Origin of the sequence: Micromonospora lupini str. Lupac 08, assembly GCF_000297395.2 — a bacterium.
Taxonomy (GTDB): domain Bacteria; phylum Actinomycetota; class Actinomycetes; order Mycobacteriales; family Micromonosporaceae; genus Micromonospora; species Micromonospora lupini.
In genome coordinates this window covers 3,404,420-3,420,132 of record NZ_HF570108.1, presented here as the reverse complement: position 1 = coordinate 3,420,132, position 15,713 = coordinate 3,404,420, and the positions used below count along the sequence as shown (strand labels likewise).

The window sequence follows — 15,713 nt, the reverse complement described above, 5'->3', positions numbered from 1 at the left end:
GGCGTGGCAGAGGCCCCGAAGGCCAGGTCAGCGCGACGCGCCGCTGAGCCGTCGCCCGATCGAGGCGATCAGCCGGTCGAGCTCGGAGCCGAACGGGTTGTCGTGCACCAGGTACGTCCAGGTGGCGGTCGGCCGGATCAGGGTGCCGTCCTCGGGCGTCCAGTCCTCGTCGAACTCGGTCTCGGTGAACGTGGCGATGGTGCGGGCCTCGATCTCCGGGACGAGGTTGTTGAACGCCGGGACCGCCGCCCGGTGGAACTCGTCCAGCGGGTCGAGCCGGCCCAGCGCGCGCAGGTGCACGCCCTCGCGGACCTCCGACAGCTCGGCCAGGTGCTCGGCCCAGAGCCGGTCCAGGTGGAAGAGCGCGATCGAGCGGGCCACCCGGGCGAGCAGGTCCTCGTCCATCTCGCCGGCCTTCTCGGGCACCTTGTCCAGCAGCATCAGCGCGGCCACGTCGCTGGTCAGCAGCCGCTCCCGGCGGGCGGCGAGGGCGATGCGCTGCTGCTCGATCACCACGCTGTAGCGCCAGGTGTTGCGGTGGATCTCGTGGTTGACGCCCTCGGCGACCCGCTGGGCGTGCTCGACCGCGTAGTCGACCTGCTCGTCGGTGACGAGGCCGTCCGCGTTCATCCGCGGCGACGGGGGAATTGCGTCGGCGGCGTGCCGGACGACCAGGTCGTCCTCCAGGCTGACGAAGAAGACCGAGCCACCCGGGTCGCCCTGCCGGCCGGCGCGACCGCGCAGCTGGTCGTCGACGCGGCGGCTGTCGTGCCGGCCACTGCCGATCACGTAGAGGCCACCCAGCTCGGCCACCCGCTCCTGGTCGGTCTGGTCGCTGCCGCCGAGCCGGATGTCGACGCCCCGGCCGGCCATCTGGGTGGAGACGGTCACCGCGCCGTACGCGCCGGCCTCGGCGATGATCGCCGCTTCCTCGTCGTCGTTCTTGGCGTTCAGCACGACGCAGGACACGCCTGCCGCGTTGAGCCCGGCGGCCAGCCCCTCCGACTCCTTGACGTCCAGGGTGCCGACAAGCACCGGGCGCCCCTTGGCGTGCCAGCGCTGGATCTCGTCGATCAGCGCCTCGTCCTTCTCGGCACGGGTCGCGTAGATCCGGTCGGACTCGTCCTCGCGGACACACGGGGTGTTCGGCGGGATCACCGCGACCTCGAGGCCGAAGAACTCCCGCAACTGGTCGCCGACCAGCACCGCGGTGGCGGTCATGCCGCACACCTTCGGGTAGAGCGCGATGAACGCCTGCACGGCGATGGTGCCCAGCACCTCGCCCTCGGCGGTGGCGTCCAGGCCCTCCTTGGCCTCGACCGCCGCCTGGAGCCCGTCGGGCCAGCGGCGGCGCTGGGCCACCCGGCCGCGCATCTCGTCGATCAGCTCGACCGAGCCGTCCCGGACGATGTAGTCCACGTCACGGTGCAGCAGCGCCTGGGCGTGCAGCGCCACGTGGACCGCGGAGAGCTGCTCGACGTGCTCCTCGTCGTACAGGTCGATGCCGAGCTTGGCCTCGACGGCGGCCAGGCCGGCGGAGGTGAAGGCGACGCTGCGCCCGTCCTCGGCGACCGTGTAGTGCTTGCCCTTGCGCAGGCCGCGCACCAGCGCGGCGGCGGCGTGCACCGGGTCCTGCTCGCCCGGCACCGCGCCGGCCAGGACCATCGGCACCCGGGCCTCGTCGATCATGATCGAGTCGGCCTCGTCGATGATCGCGGTGGTCAGCGCGGGCTGCACCCGGTCGGCCACGTCGGTGACCAGCTGGTCGCGCAGGTAGTCGAAGCCGGCCTCGCTCACCGAGACGTAGGTGACGTCGCAGCCGTAGGCGTCGCGCCGCTCCTGCGGCGTGGACGCCTCGTTGACCCAGCCGACGGTCAGGCCGAGCAGCGTGTAGATGGGCTCCATCCACTGGGCGTCGCGGCGGGCCAGGTAGTCGTTGACGGTGAGCACGTGCACCGGCCCGTTGCCGAGCCGCACGTGCCCGTACGCGGCGATGGCGGCGGTGAGCGTCTTGCCCTCACCGGTGGCCATCTCGGCGACCTTGCCGGAGAGCAGCGCCATCGCGCCGAGCAACTGCACGTCGTACGGTCGCTGGTCGAGGCCCCGGCGGGCGGCCTCGCGGCCGACGGCGCAGATCTCCTCGTAGCCGGAGGCGGAGCCTGCGGCCTCGGTCAGCTCGGCGTCGTCAAGCGCGGCGAGGTCATCCTCGCGCGCCTCGATCGCCGGCAGCAGCTTCTCCAGCGGAGCAAGATCCACGGTTGATCCCGGGCGCTGGAGGAACCGCCGGAACTTGCTCTTGAACCGTTGCGACACACCCATGAGCGGCAACGGTACGCGATTCCGGCCGCCTTGCGCGGCCCGGCCGGTCGGGTATCCGCCGGCATGTCGATTCCGCGTCGTCTCCGGGTCAGGCGACGAGCAGTTGGTGGGTGGCAAGCTCCCGGTAGAGGGGGTCGGTGACGGTCAGCTCGGCGTGGGTGCCCACCGCCACCACCCGGCCGCCGTCGAGCACGACGATCTGGTCGGCGTCCACCACGGTGGCGAGTCGATGCGCCACGATCAGCAGTGTCCGGCGGACGGCCACCGCGTCGATGGCCCGGCGCAGCGCGGCCTCGTTGCGCGCGTCGAGGTTGCTTGTCGGCTCGTCGAGCAGCAGCACCGGCGGGCCGGCCAGCAGCGCCCGCCCGATGGCCAGCCGCTGTCGCTCACCCCCGGAGAGCAGCACCCCGCCCTCCCCCACCTGGACGTCCAGGCCCTGCGCGGTGCGCTCCACCAGGTGACTCAGGTTCACCTCGGCGAGGACGTCGCGCAGCCGGTCGTCGGTGGCGTCCGGCGCGGTGATCAGCAGGTTCTCGCGCAGCGTGCCGGCGAGCACGGGAGCCTCCTGCTCGACGTACCCGAGCCGGGCGCGCAGCGCGTCGCGGGGCAGCTCCCGCACGTCGGCCCCGTCGACGCGGACCGCGCCGGCGCTCACCTCGTAGAAGCGCTCGACCAGGGCCAGCAGCGTCGACTTGCCGGCGCCCGAGGGGCCGACCAGGGCGGTACGGGTGCCGGCCGGCACCGCGAAGCTGACGTCGTGCAGCACCGGCGCGCCGCCCGGGTAGCCGAACCCGACCCGGTCGAACTCGATCATCGGGGCCGGCCGGCGTGGGGTCGTCGTGGCGGTCGGGGCCGCCGGTCGGTCCGCCGCGCCCTCCGCCGGCACGGCCAGGATCTCCTCGATCCGCTGCAACGCCCCCAGACCGGACTGCAACTGGGTGTACGCGCGCAGCACCTGGCCCAGCGGCAGGGCCAGGAGGAACAGGTACATGACGAAGGCGACCAGGTCACCGACGGAGATCGCCCCGGCGGCGACCCGCGCCCCGCCGATCCCCAGGACCAGCAGGAACGCCCCCTGCACGGTGACCGAGCCGATCGGCCCGATCAGCGCCTGCACCCGGGCCACCCGCAGCCCCGCCGCGTACGCCTCCCGGGCGCTGCCGGTGACGGTCTCCGCCTCCCGGCTCTCGGCGCGGCTGGCCCGGATGGTCCGGGACGCCGAGATGGCCCGCTCCACCGCCGAGGTCATCTCGCCGATCCGCTCCTGGGCGAGGCGCGCAAGCGCCCGGACCCGGCGGGCGAAGGTGGCGGCGAAGCCGAGCCCCAGCGCCACCCCGAGCAGGGTGACACCGAACAGCAGCGGGTCGAGCAGCACCATCGCGGTGCCGGCGCCGAGCACCATCACCGCCCCGGTGACCGTCTCGAACAGCCCGGAGGTGACGACCGCCCGCAGCAGCGTGGTGTCCGACCCGACGCGGGAGAGCAGGTCGCCGGTGCGCCGCCTGTCGTACTCGGCGATGGGCAGCCGCAGCAGGTGACCGGCCAGCCGTCGCCGGGTGCTCAGCACCAGCCCCTCGGCGGTGCGTTGCAGCAGGTAGTCGCGCAGCCCGCCGATCGCCGCGCCGAGCACCACGAGCGCCACCAGCACCGCCACCAGCGCGGACACCTGGCGTTCGGCGCCGATCCGGTCGAGCACCGACCGGGTGAGCAGCGGCTGGGCCAGCGACGCCGCCGAGCCGAGCAGCGACAGCGCGCCCACCGCGACGAGGGTGCCGCGGTGCTCCCGCAGGTACGGCAGCAGCGCGGCCAGACCGACCGGCCGGCTCGCGGGTGCGTCGCCGACCGGCCCGTCCTTCGGGGTGCTCATGGCGGGAACGGTAACCCGCCGTGTCACCCGGCGAGCGCGCTCCGGCAGGTCAGGCGGACAGGACGACCTGCAACTCCTGGCGGCGGCGCTCGGCCAGGTCGGTGAGCAGGGTGGGCGCGTCGTCGAAGGGCACCACCGCCGAGACGAGGTGCTTGCGGATCACGTCCCCGTACGCCCGCAGCAGGTCGATGGTCTCGGCGGAGAGCCGTTCCCGGTCCCAGGTGGGCGCGAGCCCGCGCGGCACCCGCCCGATCTGGGCGCAGCGCAGCGCCAGCCCGTTGTGGTGGAACTCCTCACCGAGACGGACCGCGTCCGCGCCGCCCTGGTAGAAGGCCAGGTCGATCACGGTGCCCTGCGGGCGCAGCGTCCGCAGCGCGAGCTGCAACGCCCACGCCTGACCCCGGCACTGGAACACGACGTCGGCGCCCCGGTCACCGGCGGTGTGGGCCCACCGGGTCTTGAGCACCACGGCCGGGTCGTCCGCGTCCGGGTCGAGGGTTTCCAGGCCGAGCGCCTCGGCGACCTCGCGGCGGCGCGGGGTGGGGTCGAGCACCACCACCGAGGCGGCGCCGTGTCGCCGGGCGAGCAGGGCGGTCAGCAGACCCACCACGCCGGCGCCGACCACGGCGACCCGCCGGCCGCGTACGCCGTCGCCGAGCGAGCGGACGTCCGCGCCGTGCAGGTCGGCGGCGGCGTGCAGCAGGCCGTTGGCGCAGATCGGGCCCATGTGCGCGACGTAGACGCCGAGCAGCGGGTCCAGGTCGTCGGGCAGCGGTACGAACCGCTCGGCGACCGGGTCGGCAAGCCAGCCGGTGCGGTGCCCGTAGGTCATCGCGCCGACCGTGCCCACCGCGATGGCCGGGGTGGCGCTCTCCACCACCCGGCCGACCTGCATGTACCCCAGCCGGGTCACCGGGTACGGGGTGCTGGCCTCACCGGGCTGGAAGAGCCCCAGATCGGCGTTCCAGGTGACGTTCAGGTAGGGATTCGTGCCCTTGACGTAGCTCAGCTCGGTGCCGGCGGAGACGCCGCTGAACAGCGTCTCGACGCGAAAGGTGCCGGGGCGCAGCGCTGCGGCCTCCTGCTCGACGAGCTCCACCCGGCCGGGGGCGGTTACCGTGACGACCCGATCACGCATCGACGCTCACCCCGCTGGTGAGCGCGACCGGCGCGGCGGGAGTGGCGAGCCGCACCGTCTGGCCGGTGCGAGCCGAGTCGGCCACCGCGAGGGCCAGCCGCTGGGTCTTCAGCGCCTCGGCGTACGGGACGCGGACGTCGTCACCGACACCGCGTACCGCGTCGACGAAGGCGCGGTCCACCGCCACCCGGGCCGCCTCCGGATCGGCGGGGACGTGTCGCTCGCCGTCGGCGTCGCGGATCAGCAATCCGTCCTCGGTGAGCGCCAGGACCAGCCCGTCGGCCAGGATCTCCAGGCCCGCCCGGTGCTTCCAGCCCAGCACGCAGGCCGCGCTGAGGGTGCCGACCGCGCCGTCGGCGAAGCGCAGCGCGGCGGTGGTCACCGAGTCGATGTCGGCGCCGTCGACAGGCGGTGGCGTGCCGTTGCCGTACGCGGTGACCTCGGTGACCTCGCCGGCCAGCACCCGGATCAGATCGAGCACGTGGGCGGCCTGCTCGACCACGGGGCCTCCGGAGCGGTCGCGGCGCGACCACCAGGCGACCGGCGGCACCTTGTCGAGCCAGGCGCCGCTGACCATTCGCACCGGACGGTCGGCGAGCAGCTCCCGGGCCTGTTCGAGCACGCTCAGGTAGCGCCAGTGGTGCCCGACGGCGGTGCGCAGCCCACGCCGGGCGACGAGGTCGGCGACGCGCTCGGCGGTGGCCAGGTCGACGGCGACGGGCTTCTCCACGAACATCGGCACCCCGGCGTCGATCACCGCCTCCTCGGCGGGGCCGTGCGCGAAGGGTGGCACGCAGACGTACACCGCGTCCGGGGCGGCGGCCAGCAGCTCGGCGACGTCGCGGAAGGTCTGCCCGCCGTGCTGGGCGGCCAGCGCGGACGCCGCCTCCGGCACCACGTCGGTCACCCCGACCAGTTCGACGTCGTCGAACCCGGACAGCACCCGCGCATGGCGTTGTGCCACCCCGCCGGCTCCCACGAGACCCACCCGGCATCCACCCATGCGACAACCTCTTTCGAGAACGTTTCGACTTCGCTGGGAGCAGTCCCCTGGGGTGTGCGCAATCAAACGTTCATCACCTGGGAACGCGGCGATGTCACCATCGTGATCAAGCTGTTGCGCTGGGAACGGTTAGCGCGTGGTGACGAGTGGGAATTAGAGAGTCCGCTTGTTCCACGCACGAAACGGAGGGGTGCCCGTGCGGGATACGACCGTGTCACCGGTGGTGGAGGCGTGGGCCACGTACCGGACCACCACGGCGGCGGACTGGCCGGCACGCCGGCTGCTGCGCGCCAAGGGAGAGAGCCGGGTCAGCGTGGTGCTGCCGGCACGCAACGAGGAGGCGACCGTCGGCGCGATCGTGTCGACCATCCGGGAACACCTGATGGATCGGGTCGCTCTCGTCGACGAACTGATCGTGGTGGATTCACGGTCGACCGACCGCACCGCTCAGGTGGCCCGCGCCGCCGGCGCCGAGGTGGTCAGCCAGGACGCGATGACCCGCGGCCTGCCCCGGCTCACCGGCAAGGGCGACGCGCTCTGGGCCGGACTGGCCGCCGCCGAGGGCGACGTGGTGGCGTTCATCGACGCCGACCTACGGGAGTTCCGCCCGCACTTCGTCACCGGTCTGCTGGGGCCGCTGCTCACCGACCCGTCGGTGGACTTCGTGAAGGGTTTCTATCACCGGCCCCTGGTGGGCGCCGCCAGTGTGGAGCAGGACGGCGGCGGCCGGGTGACCGAGCTGATGGCGCGACCGCTGCTCAACCTCTTCTGGCCCGAGCTGGCCGGTTTCGTGCAGCCGCTCGCCGGCGAGTACGCCGGTCGCCGGGACGTGTTGTCCCAGGTGCCGTTCGTCTCCGGGTACGGCGTGGAGACGGCGATGATGATCGACCTGCTGGACCTGGTCGGCCTGGACGCGTTGGCGCAGGTCGACCTGGGCGAGCGCAAGCACCGCCACCAGGACACGGCGGCGCTCGGCCGGATGTCCGCGCAGATCATGCTGACGGCCTGGTCCCGGCTGCAACGACGCGGCTGGGCGAGCCCCGGCACGATGCCGGAGGCGCTGCTCACGCAGTTCCGCCGGGGCGGATCGGACACGCTGCCGAACCTGGACCGGGAGATCGTGGTCAGCGACGTGTCCATCGAGGAGCGCCCGCCGCTTGCCGAGTTGCGCCACCGGGTCCCCCGCCGACGCGTGGCCGCGGCGTGAGCGCCGCGGCACGGCCGCGGTCCGCCGCGGCGCGGGAGGGCGACCGATGAGCCTCACCGTGCTGATGAACGCCGGCCCGTGGCTGTCGGTTCCCCCGCCCGGCTACGGCGGCATCGAGAACGTGATCGCCACCCTGGTGCCGGAGCTGCGGCGACTCGGCGTGCGGGTGGTCCTCGCCTCGGTGGAGAGCAGCAGTCTGCCGGTGGACGAGAAGGTGTCGGTGTTCGCCGACGGGCAGTTCGCGGCGCTGCAACGGCCGTACAACCAGGTCTGCGGGATCGCCCAGGCGCACCTGGCCTGGGTGGTCCGCGAGCTGCACTCCCGCGACGACATCGACCTGGTCCACGACCACGTGGAGGCGGTCGGGCTGGCCACCCTCACCGCGATGGGGCCGTCCGGGCCGCCGACCCTGCACACCCTGCACTGGGACCTGGCCAAGCACCCCGCGCTGTACGGCAGCCTGGACGGCGGCGACCGGGTCCGGGTCAACGGCGTCTCGGCGTCGCAGCTGGCCCGGGCCCCGCTGGCGCTGCGCGAGCACTCCGTGGGTCACGTGCACCTGTCCACGCCCCTCGCCGTGGACGCCGACCGCCGGCCCCGCCCGGAGAAGGGCGAGCACCTGCTCATCCTCGGGCGGATCAACCCGGGCAAGGGGCAGGACGTGGGCGCGCGGCTCGCGCACCGGATCGGCGTACCACTGGTGCTGGCCGGTCCGGTGGGGCCGTACCATCGCCCGGCCGACCTGGCCGCGGCCGGCGACGAGGCCCGGCAGAACCCGGACGTGCGGTTCTACCTCGACGAGGTGGCGCCGCACGTCGACGGTGACCTGGTGCGCTGGATCGGCACCGTGGCCGGCCAGGAGCGTGACGACCTGCTGGCCGGCGCCCGCGCGTCGCTGTTCCCGCTGCGCTGGGAGGAGCCGGGCGGCACGGCGGTGGTCGAGTCACTGGCCCTGGGCACGCCGGTCGTGGCCACCTCCCGGGGCTGCCTGCCGGAGTTGATCGAGCACGGCCGCACCGGCCTGCTCACCGCCGACGAGGCCGAGCTGGACGACCTCGTGCTTGCCGCCGACCTGCTCGACCCGGACGAGTGCCGGCGGGTGGCCGCGCAGCGGTTCACGCCCGCGGTGATGGCCCAGCGCTACGTCGAGCTGTACCAGCGGGTCCGCGAGCCGGCCACCGCGCCCCGCCTGCAACCGGTCTGAGAGCGCACCCGTTGCCGCCGGCGCGTTTGCCGTCGGCGGCAACGGGGAGACGCACCGCTCACGCCGTCGCGCAGCGAGGAGCCGGTGATGGTCGGACCGATGGCGCACTCCCGGGCCCGGGCCAACCCGGCCGACGGCACGCCGCCGGTACGCCGGGCGGCGAGCGCCGCTTCCGTGCTGTTCCTGCTGGTCGGTGTGCTCGGCTTCGTCCCGGGGATCACCAGCGGTACGGACAATCTGCGCTTCGCCGGGCACGGCTCGGGCGCGTTCCTGTTCGGCGCCTTCCAGGTCTCGGTGCTGCACAACCTCGTACACCTGCTGTTCGGGGTGGCCGGCCTGGCGCTGGCGCGGACGGTCGGCGGCGCGCGGACCTTCCTCATCGGCGGCGGCGCCGTGTACCTGGTGCTCTGGCTCTACGGGTTGGCTGTCGACCACGACACCGGCGCGAACGTCCTGCCGGTCAACGTCGCCGACGGCTGGCTGCACCTCGGCCTCGGGCTGGGCCTGATCGCGCTGGGTCTGCTGACCGGGCGGGCACGCCGCTGACCTGCGGGTCCGGGCGTGACCTGCGTCCCCTGACGGACCGGTCCGGTTTGGTGCCGGGGGGCCTCGGGTAGTGGGCAGATCCCGACCGACCAGCGAATCGAGGGCACGCCGATGGCCAGCCGGATCACCTGCGAGGTGCGCGAGGTCGCACCGGTGGCGGTCGTCCGGCTCACCGGCGCCCTCGATCTGGGCACGATGCGCTCGGTGCACCAGGCGCTGGACGGGGCCCTGGCCGCCCAGCCGGAGGCGCTGGTGGTCGACCTCGCGCAGGTGACCGTGCGGGACCGGCTGGCGCTGTCGGTGTTCGCGGCGACGGCCCGGCGGGCCGAGGAGTGGCCGGCGGTGCCGGTGGTGCTGTGCGCGCCGCCGCCGGCCGCCGCGCGCTGGCTGGCCGAGTCGACGACGTGCCGGGTGGTGCCGGTGTCGCAGGACTGCGCGGAGGCGACCCGGATGGCCGGCGCGACCGGGACGCTGCGGATGCGGGCCCGGCTGGAGCCGGTGGCCGGGGCCTGCCGGCGGGCCCGGGAGCTGGTCGGTGACGCGTGCTCCAGGTGGAACCTGCCCGTGGCGGCCGGCCCGGCCGCGCTGGTGCTCAGCGAGCTGGTCGGCAACGTGGTGCGGCACGCCGGCACCCCGATGCAGGTGACGTTGACGCTGCGCAGGCCGTACCTGCACCTGGCCGTGGTGGACGGCAGCCGGGCCGCCGCCCAGCCGGCCGGCCTCGATCTGCGGGCCGAGGGCGGCCGAGGGCTGCTGCTGGTCCGCGAGCTGGCGCAGCGGTGGGGCAGCGTGCCCGCGGGTCAGGGCAAGGCCGTCTGGGCGATGCTTCCGGCGACCTGAGGCACGAGGGCGGCTTCGACCGGTACCGGCGATCTGACCGAAATTACCGCTTCAGCCTGGTTACATGGTGCGAGGGTCGGGTAGGCACGCCCGTCCTTTCTGCCGTCACGACGGGGTGAGCAGCCATGCCCAAGCGGGTAACCACGGAACCCGGTCGCGATCGGGGCCCGGCGATCCTTGCACCGGCCCGCTTCGGGGGCTTCCCCGGAGCCCTGCGGGCGCCGGTCCCCGGCAACTCCCTGATCAAGTTCCTGGCCACGACCGACCACAAACAGATCGGCGTGCTGTACCTGCTGACCTCCTTCGGGTTCTTCCTGCTGGCCGGCCTGCAGGCGATGCTGATGCGCGCCGAGCTGGCCCGACCGGGCCTGCAGTTCCTCTCCTCGGAGCAGTACAACCAGCTCTTCACCTCGCACGGCGCGGTGATGCTGCTGCTGTTCGCCACGCCCGCGGCCTTCGGATTCGCCAACTTCATCGTGCCGATCCAGATCGGCGCGCCGGACGTGTCGTTCCCCCGGCTCAACGCGCTGGCCTACTGGCTGTACCTGTTCGGCGGCCTCATGGTGGTCGGCGGCTTCCTCGCCCCGGGCGGCTCGGCGGACTTCGGCTGGACCGCGTACAGCCCGCTGAGCAGCGTCGAGAACAGCCCCGGCGTGGGCGCGAACATGTGGGTCGTCGGCCTGGTCCTCTCCGGGCTGGGCACCATCCTCGGCGCGGTCAACCTGATCACCACGATCCTCACCCTGCGCGCGCCCGGCATGACCATGTTCCGGATGCCGATCTTCACCTGGAACATGCTGTTCACCAGCGTGCTGGTGATCCTGGTGTTCCCGCTGCTGGCCGCCGCGCTGCTGGCCCTCTCGGCCGACCGCCTGCTCAACGCGCACGTGTACGACGCCGCCACCGGCGGCCCGATGCTCTGGCAGCACCTCTTCTGGTTCTTCGGCCATCCCGAGGTCTACATCATCGCGTTGCCGTTCTTCGGCATCATCACCGAGATCATCCCGGTGTTCTCCCGCAAGCCGCTGTTCGGCTACACCGGCATCGTCCTGGCCACCATCGCGATCACCGTGCTGTCCATGACGGTCTGGGCGCACCACATGTTCGCCACCGGCCAGGTGCTGCTGCCGTTCTTCAGCATCCTGAGCTACCTGATCGCGGTGCCCACCGGAGTGAAGTTCTTCAACTGGATCGGCACCATGTGGAAGGGGCAGCTCACCTTCGAGACACCGATGCTGTTCGCCATCGGCTTCCTGGTCACCTTCCTGCTCGGCGGCCTCACCGGCGTCCTGCTGGCCAGCCCTCCGGTCGACTTCCACACCCACGACACGTACTTCGTGGTGGCGCACTTCCACTACGTGGTCTTCGGCACCGTGGTCTTCGCCCTCTTCGGCGGGTACTACTTCTGGTGGCCGAAGATAACCGGCCGACTGCTCGACGAGCGGCTCGGCAAGGCGCACTTCTGGACGATGTTCATCGGCTTCCACGGCACCTTCCTCGTGCACCACTGGCTGGGCGCCGAGGGCATGCCCCGCCGGTACGCCGACTATCTGCCCACCGACGGCTTCACCACGCTGAACACCATTTCCAGCATCTTCGCCTTCATCCTCGGCCTGTCCACGCTCTTCTTCATCTACAACGCGTGGAAGTCCTGGCGGTACGGGGCGATCGTCACGGTGGACGACCCGTGGGGCTTCGGCAACTCCCTCGAATGGGCGACCACCTGCCCGCCGCCGCTGCGCAACTTCGACAAGATGCCCCGCATCCGCTCGGAACGCCCGGCGTTCGACCTGAAGTACGGCCCCCTCGTCGCCGACCTGGGCCGGGACCTGCCGCAACGCACCACGAAGCCGCCGCAGCACTTCGGCGACGAGCTGCGCATGGAGCACCACGCGCCGGAGTCACCCGCCGCCGAGGGCGCGCACGGCGCCCGGGACGCGGTCGCGTACCAGCCGGCGCCGGAGTCCGGCGCCCGTCCGGTCGACGTGCCGGAGCCCGAGGGCGTACGCCGGCCGAGCTTCGAGGAGAGCGACGCGCCGAAGGACGCCGAGGACGCGCCGAAGCCGCACGAACGCTGGCGGCACCCGCACAGCGACGGCGAGACCGAAGAGCGCTGACCAGGGGTACGCGCGCAAGGGCCGACACCCCGCGGGGTGTCGGCCCTTCGTTCGTCCGTGTGCGGTCAGTCCCGGGCAGGGGCCAGGCCGGCGGCGGTGAGCGAGCGGCGCACCGCGGGCTGCACCCGGGTCAGCCGCAGTGGCACGCCGGTACGCTCCGCCGCGTCCCGCCCCGCCATCAGCGCGGCGATTCCGCCGGCGTCGAAGCCGCCCGCCCCGACCAGGTCGACGACGACCTCGCTCGGCTGGCCGTTGACGGCCTCCAGCATCGCGCGGCGCAGTTGGTCCGCGCCGTCCCGGTCCACCTCACCGCCGACCTCGACGACGACCCCGTCGCCGTTCTGCCGTATCGAGATGCGGGTCTTGCCCGGGTCCGGTTCGGCGGCCCCGTTCTGCCACGGCGGCGGCGCGTCGGCGAGCATGGCCTGCCGCAGCCAGGTCAGCGCCCGCGACAGCAGCCGGGAGACGTGCATCTGCGAGATGCCGAACCGGGCGGCGATCTCCGCCTGGGTCTGGTTGCCGTAGAAGCGCATGGCAAGGATGCGGCGTTCGCGCCAGGGCAGCCGGTGCAGCAGGCCGCTCACCGTCACCCGGTCGTCGACCGATTCCAACGCGTTGTCCGACTCGCCGACGAGGTCACCGAACTCCGCGGAGCTCTCCCCGCCGACCGGCGCGTTCAGGGACGCCGGGCTGTAGCCGGCCGCCGACTCCAGCGCCGCGAGGATCTCCTCCTGCGGCGTCTCCAGGCGTGCCGACAGCTCGGCCACCGACGGCGCCCGGGACAGCTCGCTGGTCAGCGCGGCGGTGGCCTGCCCCACCTCGAGGATCAGGTCGCGCAGCCGCCGGGGCACGTGCACGCCCCAGGTGCGGTCCCGGAAGTGCCGCTTGATCTCGCCGACGATGGTGATCGCCGCGTACGCGGTGAACGAACCCCGTTCCGGGTCGTACCTGTCGACGGCGTTGACCAGCCCGAGGCGGGCCACCTGCTCCAGGTCCTCCAGCGGCTCTCCACGGCCCCGGTAGCGGCGGGCCAGTCGCCCGGCGAACGGCAGCGCGAAGCGCACCAGGTCGTCCCGGGCCTCCCCCCGTCGCTCCGGCGGCAGCCCCGCGATCCGGGCCGCGTACGCCAGCGCCGCCGAGTCCAGGTCCTCCAGACCACGCTCGGTGGGTGGTGGTGTGGTCGTGGTCGTGCTCGTCTGTCCGAACATCCGCGCCTCCCTCAGGAAGGTCCCCCGCCCGGATCGGGAAACCGGTCGTGCGCGTGGTCGGGCCACGCACCGGGCCGGAAAGTGGGTCAGTGACTGGGATGCCAGCGGGCGACAACGCCTCTACGCAGCGCAATCAGGCTGTCGCAGTCAGCGATGTTCCCGCTCCGTAGGTACTCAATCACGGGACCCCGGGTTCGCGAGGAAGTTTCGGCGTGCTCCCCTCAGGAGACGAGCAACCCCTGGTGGCCGCCGCTGTCGCGGAGCACCGACAGGGCCTCAGCGGCCCCCAGCGGGGGCGGAGCGGGCAGGTCGTACGGCTGGGCGCGCAGAACCTCGGTGGCCCGGCGCGTCGGCACGGACGTCACCGGGTAGCCCCGGGCCGAGGTCCGGTCCAGCGCCCGCCGCCGTCGGCCGAAGCCCGCGACGGCCAGCCACTGCGGCAGCCCGGCCAGGGCGGGTGAGCGCATCCCGGGAGGCTCGGGCAGGACGTCCACCGAGCTGAACGCCTCACTGCCGGCCAGCCACCACTCGGCCTCGTCGACGCTGCGGCGGGTGGCGTTCTCACACCAGTACGGCACCAGCCCCGCCCGTACCACCTGCCACGGATCGAGCAGCCGGCCGCACTCGACCACCAACCGGTCACCGGTCTTGCCGGCGGCCCGCAGCCACCGCCGGTACAGGTCGGCCACGCCCGCGCTCAGCGACGCCGGCCGGGGCACCAGCACCTGGTGCAGCGGATGTCCGTGCCGGGCCGCGTAGTCCCGCGCCGCCAGCTCGAAACCGGACTCCATGCCGTGCTCGGCGTCGCCCGACGGCGCCGACACCTCCGGCGGCGCCCACTGGGCGGCGTTCCCGCCCACGGCGCGCAGGACCTGCCGCAGGGCGTGGCTGTCGGGGTGAAAGTCCACCGGGTCCAGCCCGCTGGCCGGGCAGCCGACCTGGAAGCTGTGCCCGGGGCCGCGCTCCGACACGGGCCACGTGCGGGCGTCACGCACCAGCAGCACCGGGGCGCCCGCGTTCAGCCGGTCGGTCAGGAACTGCGCGTACGCGGCCGGCAGCGCCCGCCAGCGGGCGGCCAGCGACACGGTGACCCCGGTCAGCGGCCCCCGACTGGCCGGGCAGTGCACCTGACGCAGGTGCACGTCGGGATTGGCGGCGAGCAGGCGTTCGGCGAGCGCGCCGCCGTGCTCCAGCGCCGCCTCCGGGCGGTCCACCGCGCCGTCGCTCCAGTGCGCGGTCATCTCGAAGCCGGCGGGCAGCCACGGCACGCCGAGAGCCACCGCGAGATGGGCCGCCGCGCCGTGCGGGGAGCCGATGAGCACTCCGGGGTAGCTGCGGCGCGGGTACTGGTCGACGAACCAGCGGGCGACCCGGGCCGCGTCCACCTCGCCGACCTGGTCCACGGTGAGGGCGACCCGTCCGGCGGCCCGGCTCACCGCGGCGCGGCGCACCGGCTCGGGGGCTCCCGGGAACCGCGAGGCGGGTCCGGTGTGCCCCAGGTCGGCGCAGTCCTCACCGCGCAGCGCCCGGGCGGTGGCGGCGACCAGCACCCGGGCGGCGCTGCCCTGGGCCACGACCCGGTCGCCGGCCAGACCGGCGCCGTCGGCCGTCAGCCCCTTGTGCACCTTGTGCACCGGGCCCACCTTGCCTCGTTCGCTCACCACGCGGCCCGGCTTCCCGTCCCGATGGGGTTCAAACGGGGCATCACCCACCCGGCGGCAACAATCCACAGGTCAGCGGCGTTCGGCGACGATCGGCTCCGGGCGGCGGGAGCGGGCCGGCGGGGACGATCGGACCGCAGGAACCCACGACGTCCGCACGGGTTTCGTCGCGGCCGGGGCGGGCACTTCCGGGCCCATGCGCACCGAGGACACCGGCGAGTCCGCCGCCACGATCACCCCGTACGAGGACGGTCCGCTGCTGGTCCGGGGCGACTTCACCCTGGTCACGCCGGACGGCGAGCGGATCGACGCGCGCCGGGGCACTGTCGCGCTGTGCCGGTGTGGCAAGTCGGCGCTCAAGCCGTTCTGCGACGGCACGCACAAGGTGGTCAACTTCCGCGCGGGCACCAGTCGCGAGACGTGATGCGAGGGCCCCGCGCCTCCTGACGACAGAGCGCGCCTCCTGACGACAGAGCGCGCCTCGTGACGACAGAGCGCGCCTCGTGACGGCGTTGCGCGCCTCGTGACGGCGTTGCGCGCCTCGTGACGGCGTTGCGCCCGTGACCACAGAGCGAGGACGAGAGGCCCCGGCAGGTGCGCCGC

The 15,713-nt window shown here is 73.4% G+C and carries 12 protein-coding genes; 6 read left to right on the top strand and 6 right to left on the bottom strand.

Annotated elements, in window-relative coordinates:
- Positions 1–27 precede the first annotated feature (27 nt).
- The 4 genes from secA2 to MILUP08_RS16715 form a co-directional block, all read right to left on the bottom strand.
- Positions 28–2,319, bottom strand: coding sequence for an accessory Sec system translocase SecA2 (gene secA2 / locus MILUP08_RS16730; RefSeq protein ID WP_007459715.1), 2,292 nt, complete (start codon positions 2,317–2,319; stop codon positions 28–30).
- Between the two features lie 88 nt (positions 2,320–2,407).
- On the bottom strand, positions 2,408–4,186 hold the full coding sequence (locus tag MILUP08_RS16725) for an ABC transporter ATP-binding protein (protein ID WP_007459713.1): 1,779 nt from the start codon (positions 4,184–4,186) through the stop codon (positions 2,408–2,410).
- Positions 4,187–4,235: 49 nt separating this feature from the next.
- Complete coding sequence (locus MILUP08_RS16720; protein ID WP_007459711.1) at positions 4,236–5,324, bottom strand: zinc-binding dehydrogenase; 1,089 nt, start codon at positions 5,322–5,324, stop codon at positions 4,236–4,238.
- A complete protein-coding gene (locus MILUP08_RS16715) occupies positions 5,317–6,327 on the bottom strand; it encodes a Gfo/Idh/MocA family protein (protein ID WP_007459710.1) in 1,011 nt (336 codons plus the stop codon). The genes MILUP08_RS16720 and MILUP08_RS16715 overlap by 8 nt, the downstream gene beginning before the upstream one ends.
- A 223-nt stretch (positions 6,328–6,550) precedes the next feature.
- On the opposite strand from MILUP08_RS16715, the gene MILUP08_RS16710 reads away from it, so the two are divergent.
- The 5 genes from MILUP08_RS16710 (at position 6,551) to ctaD (ending at position 12,241) form a co-directional block, all read left to right on the top strand.
- Positions 6,551–7,534, top strand: a complete 984-nt coding sequence (locus tag MILUP08_RS16710) for a glucosyl-3-phosphoglycerate synthase (protein ID WP_237747261.1) — start codon at positions 6,551–6,553, stop codon at positions 7,532–7,534.
- Positions 7,535–7,580: 46 nt separating this feature from the next.
- Positions 7,581–8,738, top strand: coding sequence for a glycosyltransferase (locus MILUP08_RS16705; protein ID WP_007459706.1), 1,158 nt, complete (start codon positions 7,581–7,583; stop codon positions 8,736–8,738).
- Positions 8,739–8,825: 87 nt separating this feature from the next.
- Positions 8,826–9,284: a DUF4383 domain-containing protein gene (locus MILUP08_RS16700; RefSeq protein ID WP_007459705.1), complete on the top strand. Its 459-nt coding sequence runs from the start codon at positions 8,826–8,828 to the stop codon at positions 9,282–9,284.
- 111 nt (positions 9,285–9,395) lie between these two features.
- Entirely contained in the window at positions 9,396–10,124 is a 729-nt protein-coding gene (locus MILUP08_RS16695) for an STAS domain-containing protein (RefSeq protein WP_007459703.1), read from the top strand.
- Positions 10,125–10,249: 125 nt separating this feature from the next.
- Complete coding sequence (gene ctaD / locus MILUP08_RS16690; protein WP_007459701.1) at positions 10,250–12,241, top strand: aa3-type cytochrome oxidase subunit I; 1,992 nt, start codon at positions 10,250–10,252, stop codon at positions 12,239–12,241.
- A gap of 65 nt (positions 12,242–12,306) precedes the next feature.
- Here the strand turns inward: ctaD and MILUP08_RS16685 are convergent, their stop codons facing one another.
- The gene (locus MILUP08_RS16685) at positions 12,307–13,449 is read right to left on the bottom strand and encodes a SigB/SigF/SigG family RNA polymerase sigma factor (protein WP_007459699.1); all 1,143 of its coding nucleotides are present in this window, start codon (positions 13,447–13,449) and stop codon (positions 12,307–12,309) included.
- A gap of 221 nt (positions 13,450–13,670) precedes the next feature.
- Complete coding sequence (locus tag MILUP08_RS16680) at positions 13,671–15,083, bottom strand: hypothetical protein (protein ID WP_007459697.1); 1,413 nt, start codon at positions 15,081–15,083, stop codon at positions 13,671–13,673.
- Positions 15,084–15,306: 223 nt separating this feature from the next.
- Between MILUP08_RS16680 and MILUP08_RS16675 the strand changes: the two genes are divergently transcribed.
- The gene (locus MILUP08_RS16675) at positions 15,307–15,534 is read left to right on the top strand and encodes a CDGSH iron-sulfur domain-containing protein (protein WP_007459695.1); all 228 of its coding nucleotides are present in this window, start codon (positions 15,307–15,309) and stop codon (positions 15,532–15,534) included.
- Positions 15,535–15,713 lie beyond the last annotated feature (179 nt).